24 protein-coding genes are annotated in these 20,521 nt (G+C 53.5%); 14 read left to right on the plus strand and 10 right to left on the minus strand.

Annotated elements, in window-relative coordinates; genetic code table 11:
- Positions 1–80: 80 nt before the first annotated feature.
- Together ACNSN4_RS06080 and ACNSN4_RS06085 are read left to right on the plus strand one after the other, a co-directional pair.
- Entirely contained in the window at positions 81–317 is a 237-nt protein-coding gene (locus tag ACNSN4_RS06080; protein ID WP_418284888.1) for a hypothetical protein, read from the plus strand.
- Positions 318–375: 58 nt separating this feature from the next.
- Positions 376–2,199, plus strand: coding sequence for a hypothetical protein (locus ACNSN4_RS06085; protein WP_418284889.1), 1,824 nt, complete (start codon positions 376–378; stop codon positions 2,197–2,199).
- Between the two features lie 125 nt (positions 2,200–2,324).
- On the opposite strand, the gene ACNSN4_RS06090 is transcribed toward ACNSN4_RS06085, so the two are convergent.
- A complete protein-coding gene (locus ACNSN4_RS06090) occupies positions 2,325–3,413 on the minus strand; it encodes a restriction endonuclease (protein ID WP_418284890.1) in 1,089 nt (362 codons plus the stop codon).
- A gap of 117 nt (positions 3,414–3,530) precedes the next feature.
- Positions 3,531–4,565: an adenylate/guanylate cyclase domain-containing protein gene (locus tag ACNSN4_RS06095; protein WP_418284891.1), complete on the minus strand. Its 1,035-nt coding sequence runs from the start codon at positions 4,563–4,565 to the stop codon at positions 3,531–3,533.
- A gap of 51 nt (positions 4,566–4,616) precedes the next feature.
- Between ACNSN4_RS06095 and ACNSN4_RS06100 the strand changes: the two genes are divergently transcribed.
- From ACNSN4_RS06100 to ACNSN4_RS06130, 7 genes are all read left to right on the plus strand, one after another.
- Positions 4,617–5,105 carry a Pycsar system effector family protein gene (locus tag ACNSN4_RS06100; protein ID WP_496923285.1) on the plus strand — a complete coding sequence of 163 codons (489 nt, stop codon included), beginning with the start codon at positions 4,617–4,619 and terminating at the stop codon, positions 5,103–5,105.
- Positions 5,106–5,215: 110 nt separating this feature from the next.
- Positions 5,216–5,578: a hypothetical protein gene (locus ACNSN4_RS06105; RefSeq protein ID WP_418284892.1), complete on the plus strand. Its 363-nt coding sequence runs from the start codon at positions 5,216–5,218 to the stop codon at positions 5,576–5,578.
- 2 nt (positions 5,579–5,580) lie between these two features.
- Positions 5,581–5,982, plus strand: a complete 402-nt coding sequence (locus ACNSN4_RS06110; protein WP_418284893.1) for a DUF8023 family protein — start codon at positions 5,581–5,583, stop codon at positions 5,980–5,982.
- Between the two features lie 90 nt (positions 5,983–6,072).
- Complete coding sequence (locus tag ACNSN4_RS06115; RefSeq protein WP_418284894.1) at positions 6,073–7,704, plus strand: Env/VP5 family phage fusion protein; 1,632 nt, start codon at positions 6,073–6,075, stop codon at positions 7,702–7,704.
- 5 nt (positions 7,705–7,709) lie between these two features.
- Positions 7,710–8,225, plus strand: a complete 516-nt coding sequence (locus tag ACNSN4_RS06120; protein ID WP_418284895.1) for a DUF8063 family protein — start codon at positions 7,710–7,712, stop codon at positions 8,223–8,225.
- Positions 8,222–9,058, plus strand: coding sequence for a DUF8125 domain-containing protein (locus ACNSN4_RS06125; protein ID WP_418284896.1), 837 nt, complete (start codon positions 8,222–8,224; stop codon positions 9,056–9,058). Before ACNSN4_RS06120 ends, ACNSN4_RS06125 begins: the two co-directional genes overlap by 4 nt.
- Positions 9,051–10,007, plus strand: coding sequence for a hypothetical protein (locus ACNSN4_RS06130; RefSeq protein WP_418284897.1), 957 nt, complete (start codon positions 9,051–9,053; stop codon positions 10,005–10,007). Before ACNSN4_RS06125 ends, ACNSN4_RS06130 begins: the two co-directional genes overlap by 8 nt.
- Here ACNSN4_RS06130 and ACNSN4_RS06135 read toward each other — a convergent pair.
- The 4 genes from ACNSN4_RS06135 to ACNSN4_RS06150 all read right to left on the minus strand — a co-directional run bounded on the left by ACNSN4_RS06135 (position 10,004) and on the right by ACNSN4_RS06150 (position 11,988).
- Positions 10,004–10,477 carry a hypothetical protein gene (locus ACNSN4_RS06135; RefSeq protein WP_418284898.1) on the minus strand — a complete coding sequence of 158 codons (474 nt, stop codon included), beginning with the start codon at positions 10,475–10,477 and terminating at the stop codon, positions 10,004–10,006. The two genes, ACNSN4_RS06130 and ACNSN4_RS06135, sit on opposite strands and share 4 nt — an antisense overlap.
- A 174-nt stretch (positions 10,478–10,651) precedes the next feature.
- A complete protein-coding gene (locus tag ACNSN4_RS06140; protein ID WP_418284899.1) occupies positions 10,652–11,383 on the minus strand; it encodes a hypothetical protein in 732 nt (243 codons plus the stop codon).
- Complete coding sequence (locus ACNSN4_RS06145) at positions 11,380–11,646, minus strand: hypothetical protein (RefSeq protein ID WP_418284900.1); 267 nt, start codon at positions 11,644–11,646, stop codon at positions 11,380–11,382. Before ACNSN4_RS06145 ends, ACNSN4_RS06140 begins: the two co-directional genes overlap by 4 nt.
- Positions 11,647–11,676: 30 nt before the next feature.
- Positions 11,677–11,988 carry a winged helix-turn-helix domain-containing protein gene (locus ACNSN4_RS06150; RefSeq protein WP_496923286.1) on the minus strand — a complete coding sequence of 104 codons (312 nt, stop codon included), beginning with the start codon at positions 11,986–11,988 and terminating at the stop codon, positions 11,677–11,679.
- A gap of 98 nt (positions 11,989–12,086) precedes the next feature.
- Here ACNSN4_RS06150 and ACNSN4_RS06155 point away from each other — a divergent pair, with 98 nt between their 5' ends.
- The 5 genes from ACNSN4_RS06155 (at position 12,087) to ACNSN4_RS06175 (ending at position 16,610) form a co-directional block, all read left to right on the plus strand.
- Positions 12,087–12,284 carry a hypothetical protein gene (locus tag ACNSN4_RS06155; RefSeq protein ID WP_418284902.1) on the plus strand — a complete coding sequence of 66 codons (198 nt, stop codon included), beginning with the start codon at positions 12,087–12,089 and terminating at the stop codon, positions 12,282–12,284.
- Positions 12,281–13,324: a tyrosine-type recombinase/integrase gene (locus ACNSN4_RS06160; protein ID WP_418284903.1), complete on the plus strand. Its 1,044-nt coding sequence runs from the start codon at positions 12,281–12,283 to the stop codon at positions 13,322–13,324. The genes ACNSN4_RS06155 and ACNSN4_RS06160 overlap by 4 nt, the downstream gene beginning before the upstream one ends.
- A 571-nt stretch (positions 13,325–13,895) precedes the next feature.
- Positions 13,896–14,417: a hypothetical protein gene (locus tag ACNSN4_RS06165; RefSeq protein ID WP_418284904.1), complete on the plus strand. Its 522-nt coding sequence runs from the start codon at positions 13,896–13,898 to the stop codon at positions 14,415–14,417.
- Complete coding sequence (locus tag ACNSN4_RS06170) at positions 14,407–16,140, plus strand: AAA family ATPase (protein WP_418284905.1); 1,734 nt, start codon at positions 14,407–14,409, stop codon at positions 16,138–16,140. Before ACNSN4_RS06165 ends, ACNSN4_RS06170 begins: the two co-directional genes overlap by 11 nt.
- The gene (locus ACNSN4_RS06175) at positions 16,137–16,610 is read left to right on the plus strand and encodes a hypothetical protein (RefSeq protein ID WP_418284906.1); all 474 of its coding nucleotides are present in this window, start codon (positions 16,137–16,139) and stop codon (positions 16,608–16,610) included. The genes ACNSN4_RS06170 and ACNSN4_RS06175 overlap by 4 nt, the downstream gene beginning before the upstream one ends.
- A gap of 19 nt (positions 16,611–16,629) precedes the next feature.
- Here ACNSN4_RS06175 and ACNSN4_RS06180 read toward each other — a convergent pair whose 3' ends face one another.
- From ACNSN4_RS06180 to ACNSN4_RS06195, 4 genes are all read right to left on the minus strand, one after another.
- On the minus strand, positions 16,630–17,046 hold the full coding sequence (locus ACNSN4_RS06180; protein WP_418284907.1) for a PIN domain-containing protein: 417 nt from the start codon (positions 17,044–17,046) through the stop codon (positions 16,630–16,632).
- A 9-nt stretch (positions 17,047–17,055) separates the two neighbouring features.
- The gene (locus ACNSN4_RS06185; RefSeq protein WP_418284908.1) at positions 17,056–17,286 is read right to left on the minus strand and encodes an AF_0619 family ribbon-helix-helix protein; all 231 of its coding nucleotides are present in this window, start codon (positions 17,284–17,286) and stop codon (positions 17,056–17,058) included.
- A 704-nt stretch (positions 17,287–17,990) separates the two neighbouring features.
- Positions 17,991–18,794 carry an HpcH/HpaI aldolase family protein gene (locus ACNSN4_RS06190; protein ID WP_418284909.1) on the minus strand — a complete coding sequence of 268 codons (804 nt, stop codon included), beginning with the start codon at positions 18,792–18,794 and terminating at the stop codon, positions 17,991–17,993.
- Between the two features lie 128 nt (positions 18,795–18,922).
- Entirely contained in the window at positions 18,923–20,131 is a 1,209-nt protein-coding gene (locus tag ACNSN4_RS06195) for a CBS domain-containing protein (RefSeq protein ID WP_418284910.1), read from the minus strand.
- Between the last annotated feature and the right edge of the window lie 390 nt (positions 20,132–20,521).

Below are 20,521 nucleotides of genomic sequence, written 5' to 3' on the forward strand. Positions count from 1 at the left end.
GCCGACCGCGCACAGGCGACCGAAGGTCGCCAAACGAGTGGCGGTGCAGTCGCGGTTGAACGCACACCTGGAGGTGAGCGATGAGCGCGCCCGACGACGGGGCTGCGTCTTGGCCTTCCAAGGAGACTAACTCTGTAACGGCTTCTCTCAGCGGATTAGAGGATGACGCCGATCCCGTCGTCGAACGTGTGAGCGAGTTCGCAATCGAGTATCCACACCTCGCCGATCAACCGCTCTCCGAGACGCACGGGCGCAAACTCCGCCGGATCGTCACCGATCCTGAGTGGGAAACTGAGTTCGCCTTCCAAGGAGACTAACTCTGTAACGGCTTCTCTCAGCGGATTAGAGGATGACGCCGATCCCGTCGTCGAACGTGTGAGCGAGTTCGCAATCGAGTATCCACACCTCGCCGATCAACCGCTCTCCGAGACGCACGGGCGCAAACTCCGCCGGATCGTCACCGATCCTGAGTGGGAAACTGAGTTCGTCGACCCTAAACAGCCGATGGAAGACGCCTTCGCCGTCGACTCTCTTCGCTCTCGTTCCGCCGGGACGTGGCTCGACGCGATTCACGCGTTCCTCCGCGCTCACCGCGACTACCAGGGCATGATGGCCCGCTTTGCTGACCGCGAAACCGGCGACGAGTTCGACGTGCCGCTCGTCGACGCCTGGGGGAAGGAGTACAGCAAGAAGCAGTACGCGCGGGCTCGGGCGCTCCAGCGTCAAATGTCAGGTGGTAAACGCCCGTCCGGTGGCGAAGCCATCCCTGCTTGGGACAATCCCGTAACGACCATGCTCACCCTGACTGCTTCCTCTGTCCCTGACGGGGAACGGCTCTCTCCGGTCGACCAGATGGACGCGATTCACGACGCCTTCAGCTACGGCGGTGTTCGCGATACCCTCCGCAACGTGATGGAATATCACCTCGACCTTGACCCCGACGAGTGGGGCTATTGGCTCCAGGCAGAACCTCATGGAATGGGCGCTGCATCGGACGATGAGAAAGAGCCAGGACTAAACGCTTGCTACACTCATATTCACGTTGGCGTCTACTTCGACGGGGGCGACTTCGACGATTTCCGTCCGGTCGCTTCTGAGTTCGAGCGTGTCGTCGACAAACACCTCGAAGTGTGCGACCCAGCCGGGTGGTCAGCTCATAACTACGACGCCATCGACGATTACCTTCACGAAGATAACGGCTGCATCTCGATGAACGCCGACGTGGGCAATCTCGGTTCTTATCTCGCCGCGTACATGGGCGGCTACACCGAGGACCTGCTCGAAAAGCCAATCGAATACATCGCCTGGGGTGCAGTCTACTGGTCTGCAGCTCGTCGTCGGACCTCCCGATCGCAGACTGTGAATCAGGCCATCCGCGCGGATCGGTGTGAACAGCGCGCTGAAAACGAAGAGTCGGGCCAGGTTGACCCGCACGGTGATCGCGTCCGATGGGACGACGGTCACGGCGCGGATGTGGTCTGCGTCTGCTGTGGCTCACCCTGGACGATCGACCAGGGCCGCCTCGATGGACCTCCCGAACCGGATGATCGTCTTCTCGGCGATCTCCGATGGGCGACGGACGCAGCTGCGACGCCGCCGGAACCAGACCGCGAGCGCACGCTCGCCGAACGGTGGCCGAGTGCAACGACCGCCTCAACGTATGGCGAATCACCTCGCAAGGCGCTGATTCGTGAACGCGTCGAAGCTTATCTTGACGTGCATGGAGCGGATGTGTCACTTCCGTCCATTCTCGCCCACCTCAACATCGACCCCTCATGCCGGGAGTTTGTCGGTGAAATTCTGAACGGCAGCGACCAACCAGAAACCGAGTCCGTCGATCGGCGTCGACGCGAGCCAGAGTTCGGCTACGAACTGAAGGCGATCGTCGACAGCGACGGCCACGAGCATCAACCCGGCGGCGGCGGTGTCGACATGGTGTCTCTAGAACTCCCGATAAAGAACCTTCTCCAAAATACTCGGCTTCACAACGACCTCGTACAAGGCGAAGTATTCCGCAACGCTCGGACTGAGGTTGCGTGTCACGATCCGACGACTATTGCCGCTGGATTTATTCAGAACGGGATCACCGAGCCGGAGGTCGTCGATCGCCTCCTGATCGTCGAAGACTATCACATCTCGAACCCGGCGATGGATCGCACTGAGCCCCGTCCCTGTATGCTCCATCCAGATCAGAAATAGTCTATTGAATATAGAACAGTTACCCGACAAGAAATCAGACTGCAATTTAAGTGATCGTGAACTAAGTTAGCTTCCAAAAGCAAGGAGCCAACTCAAAGCTCTAGTTTCGGATAATAGCGGGAGCTTCACTCCGAAAATCGTAGTTCGTACAGCTTCTGATCAAGGATGTCATAGAAGCTAAGCCCTCTCTTTATTTGTTCGAGTTCATAGTCGCTAATTACAATGATCGCAATCCCCTCATCCCGAAAAACATCTCGCACCCGTTTTGATGCGTTAGCACCGGTATCTCCTGAGATCCCGTTACGGGCAAAGAAAATCCCGAGATCAACCCCGTGTTCATTCAATCTATCCTTGAATACGCGGATCTGATCAGATCCAACTGAGCCACTCCAGTTTTTACACTCAGCCAAGATAAAGCGGGAATAGTCGTCAAATATTGTTAGATGATTTGACCCCTGATATTCGATAATAACGTCAATCTCACCCGTGTTTGTTCTGAACTTCCGATCGCGCATCTGAAGAAATGAAATACCTGAAAAAAGTAGCACTGCCAATCGCTCAAACGAATCACCCTTCTCAATAGTCGAATCTGCCTCATCTACTTCTCGGAGGGCTTGGACATATTCTACAGTGTCAAGCTGAAAATTTTCAGTTCGTATAGAGCTGGTTTCAGCATTCTTAATGGATGGGGAGATCTCCCGTGGTAGTTCCTCTGGTGCTTGCAAGAGTTCAAAAATCTCTCCAGCGTCGGCTATAGAGACCTCCCGCAGATCATAATCCCGATATTCTCCATCGTGATAGATATATAGCGAAAAACTAGACAAATAGACGGAAAATATTGGTTCAAATGCGCCTATAAATTGTTCAATCTCCTGATAGAGAACATGATTGTATAAATCTATATCTTCACCAGGTGGGAGCTCTTCTGAATATTTTGCCTTGATCACTAGATACGGTCTAGACGAAGGATGTCTTGCTACTCCTGCGTCCGCCTGAGTGAATCGGTACACGTCTCCGTCCCTTGAGGCCGCATCCTCATCCAAATGAGCAGGGTCCACTTTGTACTGACCACTTAACTCATAGAAGATGACATCCGAATCATACTGTAAAATATCTAGAAACTCTGAAACATTTTGATACATAAACTCACTGCTCGTGTCGTAATCCTGGTCTGGAAGCTTATTCAGAAATTCAAAAAGTCTCTCACGACTCATACCTGAGAAGTCTGGCTCGTATCTATTAAATCAACTACCAAGATGGACGCCTGCAAAATACGCATCCTGTATATCGAACGTGACTCTTGAACATCAGCCAATTCTGATGACAATATACTAGTTATTTTCAGTTTCTATGTAATTATATCTATAAATGTCGTATACTCGACCTCCGATTTTAATATTCCAATTTTTCTCTTCAGTTACTTTACTTGTGTTTGTCCGCCATCTTGTGTGTAAATTTCGCTCTGTTGTTTCTCCAAGTAGAATCTCACCCGGATCCGCCTCCTGTTGAATTTTACTTGCCAGATTCACACAGACCCCAAGTAAGTTGTAATCCTCTTCTCCCTCAGACACAATCCCGGGCGTGCCTGAATTAATTCCAATCCGACATTTTAGCTCAGGGAATCCGGCTGACTGTAGCACTTCATTGATGCCATCTCTCAAAAGAAGCATATGGCTTACGGCACAATCAATCGTATTGTCGTGCATCCCATTCACATTTGGCCCCGGAAAGTAAGCGATAATACCATCACCCCCCGTAGAGAGAATTGAACCATTAAAATTGTGGATTAAATTAGCCGTTTCCATCATGTATATTTGTATCATTTTTGCGAATCTATCATTTCCCATACCAATACTGAGAGATGTGGATCGAACAAGATCAATCGACATGATGGCAAAATATTGAACATCCTCACTTTCTAGTTCTGAGAGTGTTTGTCGATCAGGCTCTACCATATGTAGAGGTTTTTCATCCTCTACCGCAAGACGGATCTCCTCTTTTCGTGCCTCAACGTACTCTACTGTATCATCTATCTGAGGAGGATCGTAATATCTTGGAAGGTCATTATCGGGATCCTCATCCAAGATTGGCTTTTCGAGCTCGTCGAGCGCTGGCTCAAGAACGTCATCAGGTATGATTGTGTCGTCAAATTTATCTAGCCAACCTGGAGGATCCTCAATCCGCTCATACCGATCAGGATGAGGCTTTGCTCTGAATTCCAATTCCATATGATCTATAATGTAATATTTACCGTCCATTTCAACTGCATCTACGTGATCTTCATCCACTTCTACAAGATGAGGCACAGCGACCGGTTCTTGTACAAAATCCATCCGAAATCGCTTCCATTTATCTTCTTCAGACATCAATCCTAAGTTAACCGTCACTAATTTATCAACCCGTCGAATTTTATAAATATGGATAAAAGTGAGCTAGCAAAAATAGCGTACCAACATCAAAATACGTATATTAAACTCGCCGACCAGAAGGCCTCGATCTTGATCTCTGGTCAAATAGCGTTTGTTGTATTAGTCTTGAATCTGATGTCAAACATTACTGTAGAGTTGAGCACACCAACCGTGGGGATGATTACTATTTCTATACTGTTTTCGCTCATATCAATACTTTTTTCAATTCTAACGGTGCTACCACGGGAAGAATCTGGAATATCGGAAGGATTTGTATACTGGAATGATATAAAAAAATATAATGACCAGAATACATACGCCGAAGCAATCACAGAGCTCGACGGTGACACACCTCTAAACGAAATCAGTCACGACATCTATAATCTATCGTCAGTAGCACAGGAAAAGTACAAATACCTCCGATGTTCCATTATATTCTCAATTGGATTCTTATTGTTTGGGTCAGTCAGTGCTATCTCGTTTGTGATTTGTAGCTAACATAACGACGAAGCATCTGTTGTCGGTACACTAGTTGAAATATTGGTGACTACTTTCACCCCGCACATCTCGAATTTATATCCGATATCTTAGCTGACTAATAGTCGGAGATGTCGACTGAAAGACCGACGCCGCCTGACGGTTACGAACAGTTCGAAAGTAACGACCCCGACAGCGATGTGCCGACCGTGGAACTCGGCCCCGGTGACGTGCTCGAAGGGCTCGTGCTCGACCTGACCGAAGGTGAAGGAGAGTACGGTCCGTGGTACCGCCTCAAGATCAAGGACGAGAGTCGGGGGGTCGTCCGGTACTTCGCCAAGGACGAGGTCAAGCGCGCAGCTGCGCAGGACCGCATCGAGGTCGGCGAACAAATCTGGGTCGCGATGGACACCGACGAGGTGACCCTCGAACGCGATGACGGCTCGACGCACGACTACAACCCGACGATGGTCGCCTTCCCCGGTGGTGACTGAGAATGGCGTACAACAGCAAATCGATGAGTGCGCGGATGAACGACTACATGAATCTGCGCTCGCTGCCCGCCGCGATCGGGATCGTGTTCACAGTCGCCTCGCTGTACCTGTTCGGTGCCATCACCGGACTGACGTTCGGATGGGGCGTCGAGTATCAGATCGCCGATACCCACGCACTGTGGGTGTCGCTCGGTGCCTACCTGCTCGCGTTCGCCTCCTCTGAAACTCGCTCGTTCGACAAGTACGACCGCGGAGAACAGGCGATGATCGCGGCGGGACCGCTCCTGATGCTCCTCTCGCAACATTGGACGTGGCTCGTCGACACGATGGCCGCGAACTCGCCGCACTTCGCTATCGTCGCGTTCCTCATCAGTTTCGGCTCGTACGCCGTTCTGGTGCAGTAACGAACTGACTCTGCACTCAACCTTATGTCAACAACCAATGACCCAACGACTCGCAGTAACGCCTCCCACGGCCCTGCTGATGGGCCTGCTGTGGAGCCTGATAGTAGTGATGACGTACGGACTCGTCGTACTGGCCGCCGCCGCTTCCTGAAGGGCCTCGGAGCCGCCGCCGCTGCTGGTGGTGCGCTCGCCTACGACAACGGCCCCGTACAGGAGTCGGAGGCTTTCGCGCCGCTCGCCGCGTACGGCGCTGTCGCTGCTGGCTCGTTCGTCGCAGGCGCTGTCGGCGGCATCGCCGCTGGCTCGATCCTCTCCGACGTTGACGAGGAGGAGGTCGAGGACGCCCTCGACTATAACGGCCTGATCAACGAGTTCACTCGCCAGCGCGAGTCGGAGCTATCCGATGAGGAACTGAAAGCTTCGCTTCAGCGCGACGTTCAGCTCGTACAGAACAAGGCTCGCGAAGAAGCAATCTTCGCGATCTACGAGCAGGGCGTCGACTCCGGTACTGCGTCTGAGGCTGAACAAGCCGCTATCGATGCCATCGACGAAGCGTACGCGACTGTCGAGCGCAGTCTGGTCAACTCGTGGCACCTCCGCGTAACCCGCCTCGAAAAGCTGATCGAACGCATCAAGGATGATGATAACCCTGATTGGGGTTACGGCTCCGACCTGTACATCCCCGAGTCCCCTCGCTCAAACACGACTCACACCCAAAACCTGCCGTGGGAAAACTTCGAGGTGACGCTGCTCGACGGCGAGCAGATCACCTACCGTGGCTTCACGCTCCGAGAGGAGCAGGGGCAGTACGACGACGTACACATCTCGAACACCTGTGCCGTTCACCCGGACCAGTACGAACAAGAACGGGACTGGACTGATAACGACAACGGCGGAGAGTTCGTCTACGGTATCGAGTGGTCGCAACCCGATGCCGACGACTTCGAAACCGTCGACGACGGCGTCGACCTCCCATACAACCGTGTGACGCTGTACAACTGCAAGGAGTGGTATGACATCTTCGTAGACCTCTACGACGAGCACGACGCGATGATCTCCGAGGTCTCGTCGATGGTCGATACCTACTTCCAACCCGCGCAAGACGGGGAGATCGACCTGCACGAAACCATCGGCCCCAAACACCTCACTGACACTGCTGCTGACGCGACCGACTATCAGGAGGCTGCGATGGCGATGCGTGCGATGGGCTACCCGGTAAGCCATCAGGTCGTCAACATCTCCGTACCTCTCGGAGATGACTACGATGGCGACGAGGAGGACGAGGACGAACGCCTCGAACTCACTGGTCGTCTGTCGTGGACCGCTCACAGCGGTAACGCCCTGACGGTCGGTACTGAGTACGACCCGGATGACGTTGTCGGCTCCATCTTCGCCGCGCTCAACATGCCGGACGATGCTGAGTCCGACGCTGAAATCCTCGAAGTAACTGGCCCGTTCGTCATCGAATCTGCTGAGGGCGCTGACGAAGTCACCTTCGAGGAGCGTGATCTCGTCGAGTCCGACACCGAGATGACGAACGAGGAGATCGTCGACCTGTTCCACCAGCATTACGAGGCGAACACTGAGGCAACCGAGAACGTCCACGACACCGCCGGTGGTGGCGGTGGAGGACTCCCGGAGTGGGGAGAACTCACCAACACCGAGAAAGGTGCCGCTGCTGTCGTCGCCGGGCTACTCGGCTACGGCATCTTCTCGAACTGAACACCATGCGTCTTCTCACAATCTTTGCCATGCTGCTCGTAGCGACGGCTCTCGCAACCGGTGGAGTCGCCGCCCAAGACAACAGCACGGCCACGAACGAAACCGAAAGCTGCACCGAACGCATCAACGAGTACACTGCCATCTGTGACGCCGAACTCGACGGCTCCGACGTGGTCGTGACCATCCACACGGAAGGGCCACAGACCATCGTCGTGACCGAAGCGTTCCGCCGCGGCTCGGGCGAACTGACCCAACGGCATGTTGACCTCGACGCTGGCGTGAACACCGTTCGGCTCACTGTCACCGTCGATGGTGGCTCCGAAGGCGTCACGATCGCTGCTGGTGACACTCTTTACCAAAAGGAGGTCACGACCTCCGACGAACTAATCGGCGGTCCATTCACTGCGACTGACGCCCAAGCCGCCGGAATCGGCGGTGGTCTCGGCGTCGCCATCCTGACAGTGTACCTCGTCGCGAAGGCTGTCTACGGCCGCGATCAAGAACCTGAGAGGTTAGCATGAGAGACACGCCTGATACTTGCCCGGAGCCGCCGAACCACATGAAGCTGATCGACTGGCTCTCGGGCTACGTTCCTGAACTGATCGCTGGTGGTCTCGTGCTTGTCGGCGTCTCGCTGATCGTCGGGTTCAATCTTGAAGTTCCACGATTTGCGAAGGTCGCCGCGATCGCTGCCGTCGCGATGGCTCCGCTCGGCCTATTCACCGGCTCGAAGGTCGTTAGCTGGCTCTACAATCCCCAGTGGGTCTACCTGTTCGACCTCGATGCTCGCGAACTCGATGGCGGAATCTACCGACTCCCCCTCGACGAGTTCAAAGAACTCGAAGTCATCGACGATGACGGCTTCCTGAACCGCTCGTACGAACTGACACAACTGACGCCGAACCTCTACGTCGGTAAACAAGTCGACCTCGAAGAGATGACCGTCGTCGGCACATGGCGCGGAACCCTCGATGACCGCGAACTCGCCCGCTCGCTTCGTGCCGTCTCGGAGTGCCGCGGCCAACTGCAAGACGACGCGCAACGAGGATTCATCCTCGAAAGCTCGGCGTTCGTCGTCGTCCGACGTGCCACTCGCAACACCGTCGAATCTATCATCAAGACGTTCGAGGAGGGATCGCTGCCCGATTCCGGTGACGGTATCGAGCGCGCCATAGATGCTGAACTCGAAGATTTCGGCCTCGACTCCGGCGACAACGATCTTGACGACCTCGTCGACGATGAGGAGGTCGACGAGATGGAACACAAGAGCGGATTCGACTTCTCGACGCCGGATGAACCCCCTACCAACCGTAACGGTCACTCAGAGAAAACGGAGGTACCCGCCGATGGGTAACTCGGACGAAGGAATGTTGACCGCGGCGAAGCTCGCGGAGCAGTTGGCCGGTCGCATCGAGACCAATCGTAACCTCGACTCCCGAGCGGGTGCAATCGACCCCGGCGACGTGTCTACCTCCGTGTTCCTAAACGACCTCGACCCGCAACTCGTCGAGGACTCCGAACTGCTCGACCTCGTTGACCGGACCCAACAGTCTCGGCAGGCGTCCGAAGCGATTCGGTCGGGGAACTCGATGCTGCTCTCGCACCTGGTCGGTGTCACCGAGCAGGACCTGGACGGCTCTGCCCTTCGGCTCCCGCTGCGGCTCGACGACGTGATGACCAACAACGACGCGACCGCGTTCATCGGTGGTGCCGGGAATCCGAACACTGGCAAAACAAACCTGATGGCGTTGCTCGCTGAGCTCCGTTCTGCGACTGTCGACGATCTCCTCGTGATCTCGAACTCGCGGACCTGGTCGCTCACGGACAGGGTCGTCACGAGCGCGCACGACCTTGCCGTTACCTGCATCGAGCACCGCGACCGCCCCAAATTCGTCTTCATCGACGAGGGCTCGACCCACTTCGATGCTCGAACTAACTCCTACGAGGTCGCCGCGCAGTTCTCTCCGCTCGCCAAGCGAATGGCGAAGGTGAACGTCGACGTGTTCGGCACCGTGTTCCACACGGGGAAGGACTGCCACCCGGAGCTGAAACGGCTGTTCACGACGGCGTACTTCAAACACTCAAAGAAAGAAGTCGACTTCTTCGCGGACTGGCCAGCTGACGCGGACAAGCCTACCGATCAACTGTTCGGCGGGACCGTCGAAAACCTCGAACCCGCGACCGCGGAACCGGACCCGGACGACGCCGCTCCGTGGAACTGGAACCTCGAACCTGACCTATTCGCTCTCGACCTCGACTGGCCCGATCTCCTCGACGAACTGCGCGAGCGCGGACCAGCTTAGTGTTTCATCTCGTGACCGCGCACGCTGTGTGCAATGTTGTCTAATCCGCTTTCTTTCGCATAGAAACTGTACGTTTTGTTCGCCGTGTGAACCTTCAAAGATGAGCTACGAAGCAGAAATCCCCAGGCCCACAACCCCACACCAGTGATACCTCCAAGAACCCCTAACATCATTCCGATATCTTCTGAGATCGGTCCAATCGGTGTGAACATCAGCGCCCCGATTGCTAGTAAGGTGCTGAGTAGTCCCCACGCAAAATACTCATTTGGATATCCTCCCTCCGAATATTCTATCGAGTTCACTCCACGTAGTGAGATATCAGTCACATCTCCGTTACGAACAAACACAAGTCGGTAGGGTGTACATGCGAGTGTTCCAGCACTCGACTCCGAATATTCATCTGGACTATCGAATGCACTGATCTTGCTAGAGACACTTTCTTTCTCTATCAGGTAATCATTCAATTCCATACATCTCGGTCAAATACGTGGGAAATAAAGCTATCTACTGAATGAAGTTAAGTGATAATCGCACCCAAACACGGTGATCCACCCACCGACCCACCTACCCTTTCAGTGGGCGGCCGCCCGCGCGACCCCTCCCTGCGGGGGGTCGCGCGAGTTATTCTGAGCTCGTAATGTCACTCACTCATCCTCCGTAGATATCTTTTTTGAGGTCGCTCCTAACGCCTCCATGAAATTCATATCATCATCCAAAATATATGCCATCATAATAATAGCAAATCGAAACCCATCATCTACTAATTCTTCACTCAAGGCCCGTACCATGACTAAAAGCGCTAGTACTGGGATCGTCGTGTTGCTTGTCAGTGAATGATTCCAAAGGTAGAACGAGAATATTTCTGATTTTAAGTCCGAGTCCTTGATTCGTTCATCCTTTACCCTTAACTCATCGTTCATCAGCCGAATTATATTCGAATCAAATTTTAATGCTAATAAATAGGCAGCACCAGCCAAAAGCCAAGATATTGGGACCCCGTACTCAAATAAAATACTAGCAATAGGGGGACCATCTAGAAATCCCACCACTAATTCTGCAGAATATCCGAGAGTCTTGTGTAATATATATGCAATTAATACTACAATCACCCATAACGCGCGGTATACTTTTCTGAATATTGAGAGAGGATCAAATACGATTGAATGTGGTTCAAACTCGGTTGACTCTTCTCCCGTAGCCAGAGCATCATCGCGTAATGAATCTGATTCTCGGGATTCCAAATATTCCCGAATCGGTTCTGCTTCGGCAGCTTCTAAATATACACTAATAAAATTCTCTCTTAACGAACGGTAATCTTCGAACCTTATCCACCGATTGGCTACCGCTCGTTCAATTATTTTTGAGGACCTACTCATGTCCTATTTACCCATTTTGGCAAGTGGCTGGCATCAAGGTTGCCTCGTAAATATGCGAGTCCCCAGCGAGTGATTTCATACATTCTTCCCTGTTCGATAATGGGCTCAATGAGTTCGCGCTCCACAACCCGATCGCAGCGCTGTCGAATGTACTTCTCATCTGCATCTAAATCTTGAAACTCTGATTCGGCTGCCATTGTTGAGGGTGATGCCCATGATTCTTCGGCAAGATGTTCAAGAATCCGCTCGTCGACGGTGTACATCCAACGGCCCATCCGACGTACTTTCATTATTTACGCCTCATCCATGCTCTCATTCCTTTCTCCGTTGTCTGTTACCCCAACATCACCATTTTCTACTGCGCTATACTCCCCATTCAAATAGGAAATTCCGTCCTCTGTTATAGTATACACACCTCTAGCAACTGGTTTGAGCAATCCATGTGCGGCTAGTTTCTTACATCGACGCCCGACGTGCTGCGAGCTGTATGGAATTCGCTTGTGGTCGGCGATGTCGCTTGGAGACATAAACTCGTTCTCTTCCTCGCTTAGAAGCTCTAGGATTCTCTCATCGAGCAATACCATCCATTTCCCCGATTTTCTCATAATCCGTATCTGGTTCTTGAGTGCATATTTGGACCGTCTATAAACAAAACTGCACTCCCACAACATATATGTTGTATCCCCCCAGATGTGTTCTCGTCATGGACGATGATCCCCGACAGGTCACGGCGACCGACACCCGCGACCTCTCCAGTTGCGAAGTGTGCGGTGCCTCCGTCGACCCGGACCCACCGGACGGGTTCACCCCGTACGCGCGACAGGTCGCCGGCTACCTCGACCACTTCGCTGACGAGCACCCGGACCACGAGATTCTGGACACCCCGGAGGGATTCCTGTGAACGACGACGACCTCCAACCGATCTCCCCGGAGACGGCTCGCGATCTCCATCTGGAAGCGCTCCGCGACGAGGCTGCCAACTGGACCTACCAGTCTCACGAGAGCCACCTCCGCGCGTTCATCGAGTGGTGCGAGGAAGAGGGAGAGATCGAAAACATGAACGAGCTGACCGGCCGCGATATCTTCCAATTCCGGCGCTGGAGACGCGACGGAGGTTACTCGCAGGGGAAAGACGACGAGATCGCCCCTCGAACACTCGCCTCCGCCCTGAACGTGGTCCGCGTGTTCATGCGCTTCTGCGGGCAGATCGAGGCGGTCCCTTCAGACTTCTACGAGCTGGTGGACCTCCCATCGCTCACGAAAGACGACCAGGTGAGCGATTCGACGATTGACCCCGAGCGCGTCCCGGATATACTCCGGTACCTGAACAAGTACGAGTACGGGTCCCGCGACCACGCGATTTGGGCGCTCGTTTGGCATACCGGCGTCCGTCTCGGCGGGCTCCGCGCGCTCGACCTCGCTGATGTTCACCTCGACGGGGAGACTCCGCACATTGAGCTGGTCCACCGACCCGGCAAGGATACTCCCCTCAAGAACCAGCGCGACGGCGAGCGGGCGAACCGTATCAGCGACCGAGTCGCCGAAATCCTCCGGGACTACATCGACGGTCCCCGTGTCGACAACACCGACGACTACGGCCGGGCTCCCCTGTTCACGACCCGAGAGGGACGCATCTCGCACAGCGCGGTTCGGTACACCTTCTATCGGTGGACCCGCCCGTGTGTGATCGGCCTCGGGTGCCCGCACGGAGAGAACACGGAGACCTGCGAGTACCTCGACCACACTCAGATGAGCGGCTGTCCGTCTTCGCGGTCACCTCACGACGTACGAAAGGCGCGGGTCACCCGGTACAGGAACGACAACGTTCCACGGGCGATCGTCTCGGACCGACTGAACGCTTCGGAGGACGTGCTCGATCTCCACTACGACCGAGCGTCCGATCTCGAAAAGGCTGAGCGACGGTGGGAGTTCCTCGAATAATCATAACTATGACACAAACAGCAAAACGATTCGACGCAAACGCAATTACCGCGGACCTGCAGCGCCCATAGATTTCTGGACCAATAATCGCCGGACAGCGCAACGGTCACTGGTCGAACGGACGTCTTCTTGGCTATCGTTCGATGCTCGAACGAGGGTGTGGTTTTCACAGAGATTCGCGTATAGCCAAACTGGTCGTGTCTGAGAAAATCAATCGCCGATTGACCCTGCCTCCTCGCTTGGTTGGAGTGGCCATCTCAAACCCTGATAGAGCCAAACTACTGAATCGAGGGGATGGATCTTGTCTAGACGTTTGGTCACTGGCCGAATATCGGCCTCTCGAAGTTCTCCACGCAGATCGTCTCAGTCGTACCTTTGTCAGCGGTGATGATCTGTTCCTGGTTGAGATTTCGTGTGAGTACTGCCGCCTGACGTTGGTGGCGTGCGGTCGTGATACAACGGCAGAAGACATTCATATAATATATCCACTTTTGGACTAGTTGATTTCGCGTTAAGTTTATATTCCAATGGTAATTGATGAGATAGTAGTGCCTAAGCGAGATGATTCTCTGTGACAGGAATAGTACCGTTTGTACAGGACGAGAGTGCGGGTTTCGGAATCCTAACTCTCTACACAATTGTGGCGATCTATAAATTCGTAACAGTTCCCGCTGATTCCGTACTCGCGTATGGATTTCTATTATTCTCTTTGGGGCCAGCACTCATCATTTATGAGATCTCTGAAGAGTTCACAACGGAGATCATCAAGGAAGTATTTGAACAACATATTGCGATTTTACGGATGAGACTTGAGCTTGAGCAGGGAGGCGAATTTGATGACTGGTACTCTGGAGATACTGAGTCCAAAATAGATGATTTGGATCAAAAAGCCAAGCAAGAAGTTGTTACTGCACTATGTTGTTTGACAATCGGGATTACCGCTCCTGTTCTCGGGTACTTTGCATATGGACTATTGGGGTTAAGTGCCGGGCTTCTCCTGTTAGTTCTGATGGCCGGAGCGTCGTTGTACTCGGCCAAAGAAGTAAAACGCTCGATTGAACGAACACTCAAAGTTGTTAACAATGAACATTAGTGGATTCAAAATTGACGATTTCGCTAAGGAAATCTACACAGAAGACCAAACACCGCAAGCGCACAATCTTAACGGAGGGGCTCTACTTATCCACGGACCAAACACTAGTGGCAAGAGTCTTACATTTAACGCGATCCTGTATGCCGTTCTTGGGGTTCATCAGAGGCTTGGGGTTCGCCCCGGCGGTGGAAATAACGTTACTGTCACATTTGATGACGGTTCACAGTTTACTCGGGGTGATCCGAAGAGGAAGTATTCGACTGATGAGGGCGTGTTGAAAACAAAAAAGGCTGAGAAGGCTCTTGAGAATAGATTGGGTAATACAGAGGTTGTTCGACAACATTTTCTCCCATCTCATCTCGATCAACTCCCTCTCGGACATCTCGATGGGTCCGCGAGATTGGACATGATTCTAGAAGTCACTAATAAAGCCTCTAAGCGTCGTATTGAGGAAATCCGTAATGAGATTGAGCGCTTGGAGGAAAATATGAATATCGAACATGATCGAATTTCTCCTCTCGAAAATAGAAAACGAGATCTAAGCCGCGATGTGAGTAATCTGGACGGATACCAATCCCAGTGGGAGCAAGTTCTCAGCCTATCTCAAACCGGAGAGCTGGAGGGGATTGCTGATAAGCTCTCAAAAAATGAGGATATACGCCAACGGATAAGCGAACTCTATTCAAAGAAACGAGGATTGAATCGGAAGATCAATCAGAAAGAGGAACAGAAGGATGAACTTCAGCGATACCAGTCAAACGTTGAAGATATAATTATAGAAGCACTCAAAGAATTCTTTTGTCCTGTCTGCGATCAACGCGTCTCCTCAAATACTGTAAAGAAGCGTTTAGATGATTCTGAGTGTCCGTTCTGCGGTGAAAACCACTCTATTGACTCATTAATAACACATCTTCAAGAGAAAAAATCAGAGAATGAAGGGAAACCTGAGCAACTTGCTACAGAGCTCGCCGAACATCAGGCAGAGCTCAACGATATCGAGGGCAAGATTTCTGACCTAGAATCTGAAATGCCGGAGATTTCGAAACTCAACTCGTTGGTCGTAGATCGACTGGAGGATGGTAAGAGCGTAGATGAAATTCAACAGGAGGCCGAAGAAGAACTCGAAGAGCGTGGGGAAAAACTTGAGCAAAAAAGAGAGGAACTTGAACACATAGAATCAGAACTTGAAGAGACACAAGACAATATTTCTGAGTTACAGAAGGAAAAAGAGGATTTGATATCCGAATTAGAACAGCTAGAGTCTGAAAGCTATGATTCTGCTATTTCGACGTTCGAAGAATCGTGGACCAAGCATTTTCAGAAGTTGTCAGACGAGCCAGAAATCGAGCTGTTGATTAACAGAAACAGTGGTGCTGTCGCTCTACCAGGTAGTGATGAACGTCGTCTCTACGATAGGCGAGGAGAACTAAGTGATTCCGAACTCCAGTTACTCAACTTATCATTCACATTGGCTCTCAACGAGCACGGAAATCGAACATCTGCGATAGACTGGGGCACAATTGTGCTGGACGAGCCGTTTTCTAATTTAGACGCTGAAAGGAAGGAATCATCATTGTCTCACCTGCTTCAATCCGACCCGCAAATCATCTTTACATCATCTGACTCGGTCGTTATCGACGAGTTTGAAGAACACAAAAAATTAGAACTCGTACGCTCGTCTTCCAAACAAGCCACCTTTGCAGAACATGAGTGGAAAGCATGACCGACGAATCCGACGAAATCCTTCCGGGGTCAGAGGCAGCGTTACATCCCCGATTATGGATGCTCAACGAGTTTGATGGGGAGATAGACGGTGAGCTGAAATTTCACAAATCGCTTGTACAGTTCCGCAACGGAACAGATATTGAGAAGGACGAATGGCCGTTCATTCGTGCTTATCGAGGTCCGATGGATCAGGGCTTTTCGAGTATATTGGAGTCCTATGACGATCTCGAACTAGTCTATAGGGAGAAAGATGGAGTAATCCACATCTACAGAGAAACAGAGAAAGGGAACCGGTTCGTCAGAGGACTAAAAAATGGTCTTCGTATATTGAAGAAAGACCAGACAGAGGAAAGAGAGACTCAATTAGAACTTGTAGCTAAAGCTAACAAAGACAGAATAGGGAGTGAAATTGAACAGGACGAGGATATTCAAAAGATGAAGGAGGCACCAATAGGTACCGAAGTGTAGCATACGCAGACCAAAATTCTTAGAGCGTGTCGAACGAATTGATGACATCATTTGTTGAGTACGTCCCAACCAGATCCTGGTCGTCGAAGTCGGAGTCGTCACTCCAGATGGCCGCATCGCAGGCTATCGCACATGCCAAATACAGTACATCGTCGGGATCGGTGTCCCCAATTGCTCTGTCCGCACTCTCGATAGCGGGATAGAACTCGCTGGCGGGGACAACGTCGATGTATTGGAACAGAAGGTCGATGAATTGTGTTACCCGGGCCGGTTTCATCCCGGATTTCTCCACGACTAGGTCCTTGTAATTCTCGATTTCGTCGTAAACGAATGCAGGTGTCAGTAAGTCCGGTTCGAGCGTGACGATGAGTTCCCGCGTTGTCGAATCAGCGATAAGTGCAGAGATGACGACGTTGGCATCGATGACCAGCTTCATTCGTCGTGATTACGCTGATTCCTCGTTGACACGCTTGCGTCCGCTCTCGTTGATTTTGTCAGCGATGTCCTGCACATCGCTCTCGGTAAGTTCACTCTCGCTGGTGAGTTCGTCCATCACTTCGAGTGTCTCAACCTTCTCTTGGATGGCCTGTCGGGTGACCTCACTCCAGTTGATCTCTGGGTGGTTTTCCATTCGCTCTTTGAGGTCGTCGTCTACATTGACAGTGATACTGGGCATACAGGAATCTATGTATACACAGGTTACTGTGTCTTTCGGTGTATCTCAGAACTATTGAATTTGGCCGCCTCACGCCTCAAAGGTCAAGTCGTTCGACAGTCGAACCGGAGCCTGCAGCGCCCATAGGTTCAGGACCATAACCGCTCGACAGCGGGACGGTTACTGGTCGTACGGACACGTTCTTGGCTTTCGTTCGATGCTCGAATGAGGGGTGCGTAATCCCCCAGTTCAATCTGATTCTGACACGTGAAAATACAGACCTGATGATCTACGCGTGAGGGTTGGACGGTTTCGGTAATTTCGTTTCGTCACCAGCGTCGAGAAGTGGGTCTTCCCAGCCTTCGAGTCTGTTACGAATGAGTTTCGTGTTCTTCCCCGACACAATGATACCGAACAGTCCGTTCGATGATGCGTCGGTGGTAATGGAATTCTGTCGAATATACCTTGATAAACCGAGCGTCGGAACTCCGAGGGATGGTTGAAGCAATCGACGGCGAACGGTCGGTTCAATTCTGTGAACTGGTCGAAGAGGGAACGGGACAGGAGCCGCCGTTGGATATCGAACTCGGTACTGAGCTGAGCTGAGCTGGTTCGTAATCGGTACCGCTCTCGAACTGAAGGCTGAAACGTTCAAGCCGGAGGGTGACTTCAATCACTCCGAGTCTAGTGGAGGACCACTCGACACCGATCTGTACGAGTACTCATTACTCGCTCGCTGAGCGTTCTCCTTCGTAGGCGTCGAACCAGCCTTTGACGGTCTGTTGGAGCGCCCCAGTCGTGCTCCCGAGGTTCAGCATCTGGTAGCCGTTCGTCGCTTTCTCGTTGACGTCATCCATCCCGAATCCGAGACCGCCGACGGGAACACCTGCGTCGACGGCCTTCGAACGAATGGTCTCGACGGCTTCCTGTACGTCCGGATGGTCGAGTTCGCCGGGGCAGCCGAGCGAGACGGAGAGATCGAACGGGCCGATGAAGACGAATCCCAGCTCCGGGACGTCTAAGATCGCGTCGAGGTTCTCGACGGACGTCTCTGTTTCAATGGTCACGCCGACGACCGTCTCCCGGTCCTCGGTGACAACGTAGTCGTCGACGAGCCCCCAGCGTCGGGCCCGGGGCGACGCAAGGCCCCGGTCGCCGGGACTCCCGTCGTAGCTGAACCGAGCGGATTTGACTGCTTCGCGGACCTCTGCCGCCGTTTCCACGCGCGGCAGAAAGACGTTCCTGACCCCGAGATCGAGCGCTTTCCGGACCAGCGTTGGGTCCGTGTCGGGGAGTCGGACGAGCAGTTCGAGGCCCGTCCGTTCGGCCGCGCGTAGTAGGTCTTCCATCCGGTTCGCGTCCCACGGATCCGGCCCACCGTGTTCGAGGTCGATCCAGACGAAATCCACGTCGAGTTCACCGAAAAGCTCCACGAGTGTGGGGCTGTACGTGTTATCGAGCAGGCCGAGGGCGACGCCGCCGTTCGCCAACGTGGCCGCGAGGTCGTTCGTCGGTGGTTGATGGTCCATCGTCGTATCTTCGAGCGCAGACGGGAAACATCTACCGGAAAAGTAAGTGAGATAACATTTGTAGGTCTCACCCGCCGATCGCGCGAGCCGACAACGAAGTATCCGTCCGGATGTAACGATCGATCCGATTATCCGCCGAGCCACCAGCCGTAGAGCTGTTCCTGCTCGTCAGTGCTCGAACTCTTCATCGACTGGTCGTAGGTCTTCCCTTTGAGGAGCTGGCGTTCGACCGCGTTCGCGGCGAGTCGAATGGCGTGAGACGCACCGTATCCCTCCCCATCGGCCGTGAAGTAGCCGCGGTCGGTGGTCAGTCGAATACGTGCGAGCATCAGCGGCACGCCCCGTCTCCGTTCTTTGTGCTCTTGCAGTTCGATGCTGGCTTTGATCACGCTCATCTCACCGTACTTCGAGGTCATGCTCTCGATCAGCGCGGAGACGTCGTCGTAGCTCATTCCCTCAAGCAGATCGATCCCGAGTATCTGCACGGCGTTACGGTCATCGCGCTCCCAAGTGAGCGCCTCGATGACGTCCGTTTTCGTGATGATACCGATCGGATCGGTGGTGTCGTCGTCCGTGACGACGAGCGAGGAGATCTCCTGTTCGAACATCGTCTCGACGACCTCGTCGAGCGGTGCGCTCCGCTCGACCGTCACGACTCTATCGGACATCAGGTCCCGCACCGGCACGTCGAGCATCCGATGGGAATCGCCCTCGCGCGCGCCGAACCCACCGCGATTCTGCCCGCCACCGCCGCGGCCACCGAAGTCGCTCGACGAACCGCCTTGGCTCCGCGTGCCTCCCCGCGTCGTGAAGTCGATGACGTCGTACAGGCTCAACATCCCCACGAGGTCGCTCTCCTCGACGACCGGGAGATGGGCGATTCCGGCTTCTCGAAGCAGATTGAGCGCCTTCCCGACCGTGGTATCTGGTGACGCACTGATCAACTCCGCCGAGTAGGTGTCCTCGACGGTCGCCGCGTCGAGGAAGGGACGCACTGCTTCGAGGACGGCATCGCCGGTTACCACACCGACGACGCGGTCGTCCTTGAGGACGGGGAGCGTTTTGGCGTCGCTGCCGATCATGAGTCGCGCGACCTCGCGGACGTCCTCGGTGCGATCGACAGTCGGGACGTGCTGTACCTGCGAACCGACCTTCGCAGACGGCTGGTTAGACGAGGACGCCAGCTGTCGGCGACTAACGACACCGCGATACTCGTCGCCGTCCGTCACGATGACGGCATCGAGCTCTTGATTCTCGAACGCCCCGGCGACCTTCGAGAGCGGTGTGCCGATATCGAACTCGGTGAACTTTGTGGAGAGGATCTCTGTTATATCCATGCTATCACTCTGCATGGAGGGGCGCCGGACGGTTATACTTGTTCCGTCACTGACATCCCTCGGTTATCGTCCCGGTCAGTTCACGGAGAATCGAGGAGAAAGCCTCGCGCTTCAGCGCGGGGAGGATGTCAAGTAGGCGTGTGACCGCCCCAACACGAGACAGATTCCGGTCGGCGTTCGACACGCCAGCGTAGACGATCGCACCCGTAATTTGTTCGCGAATCAGCCGTCGTATCCCACCGAAAGCACTGATTAACTACATTATCTCGTGAGGAAAGTCGCCTTCATGAACGGGAAACTCGGCATAGGTAGGCAACGTTCGCCCCATCATCACCACGGTATATCGCTCGGCCTTCTGAAAGAGCGTGAATAGTCGATGAGGAACAGAAG

The sequence above is a fragment of the Halorubrum marinum genome, from assembly GCF_048381195.1.
In the GTDB taxonomy this organism is placed as follows: Archaea; Halobacteriota; Halobacteria; order Halobacteriales; family Haloferacaceae; genus Halorubrum.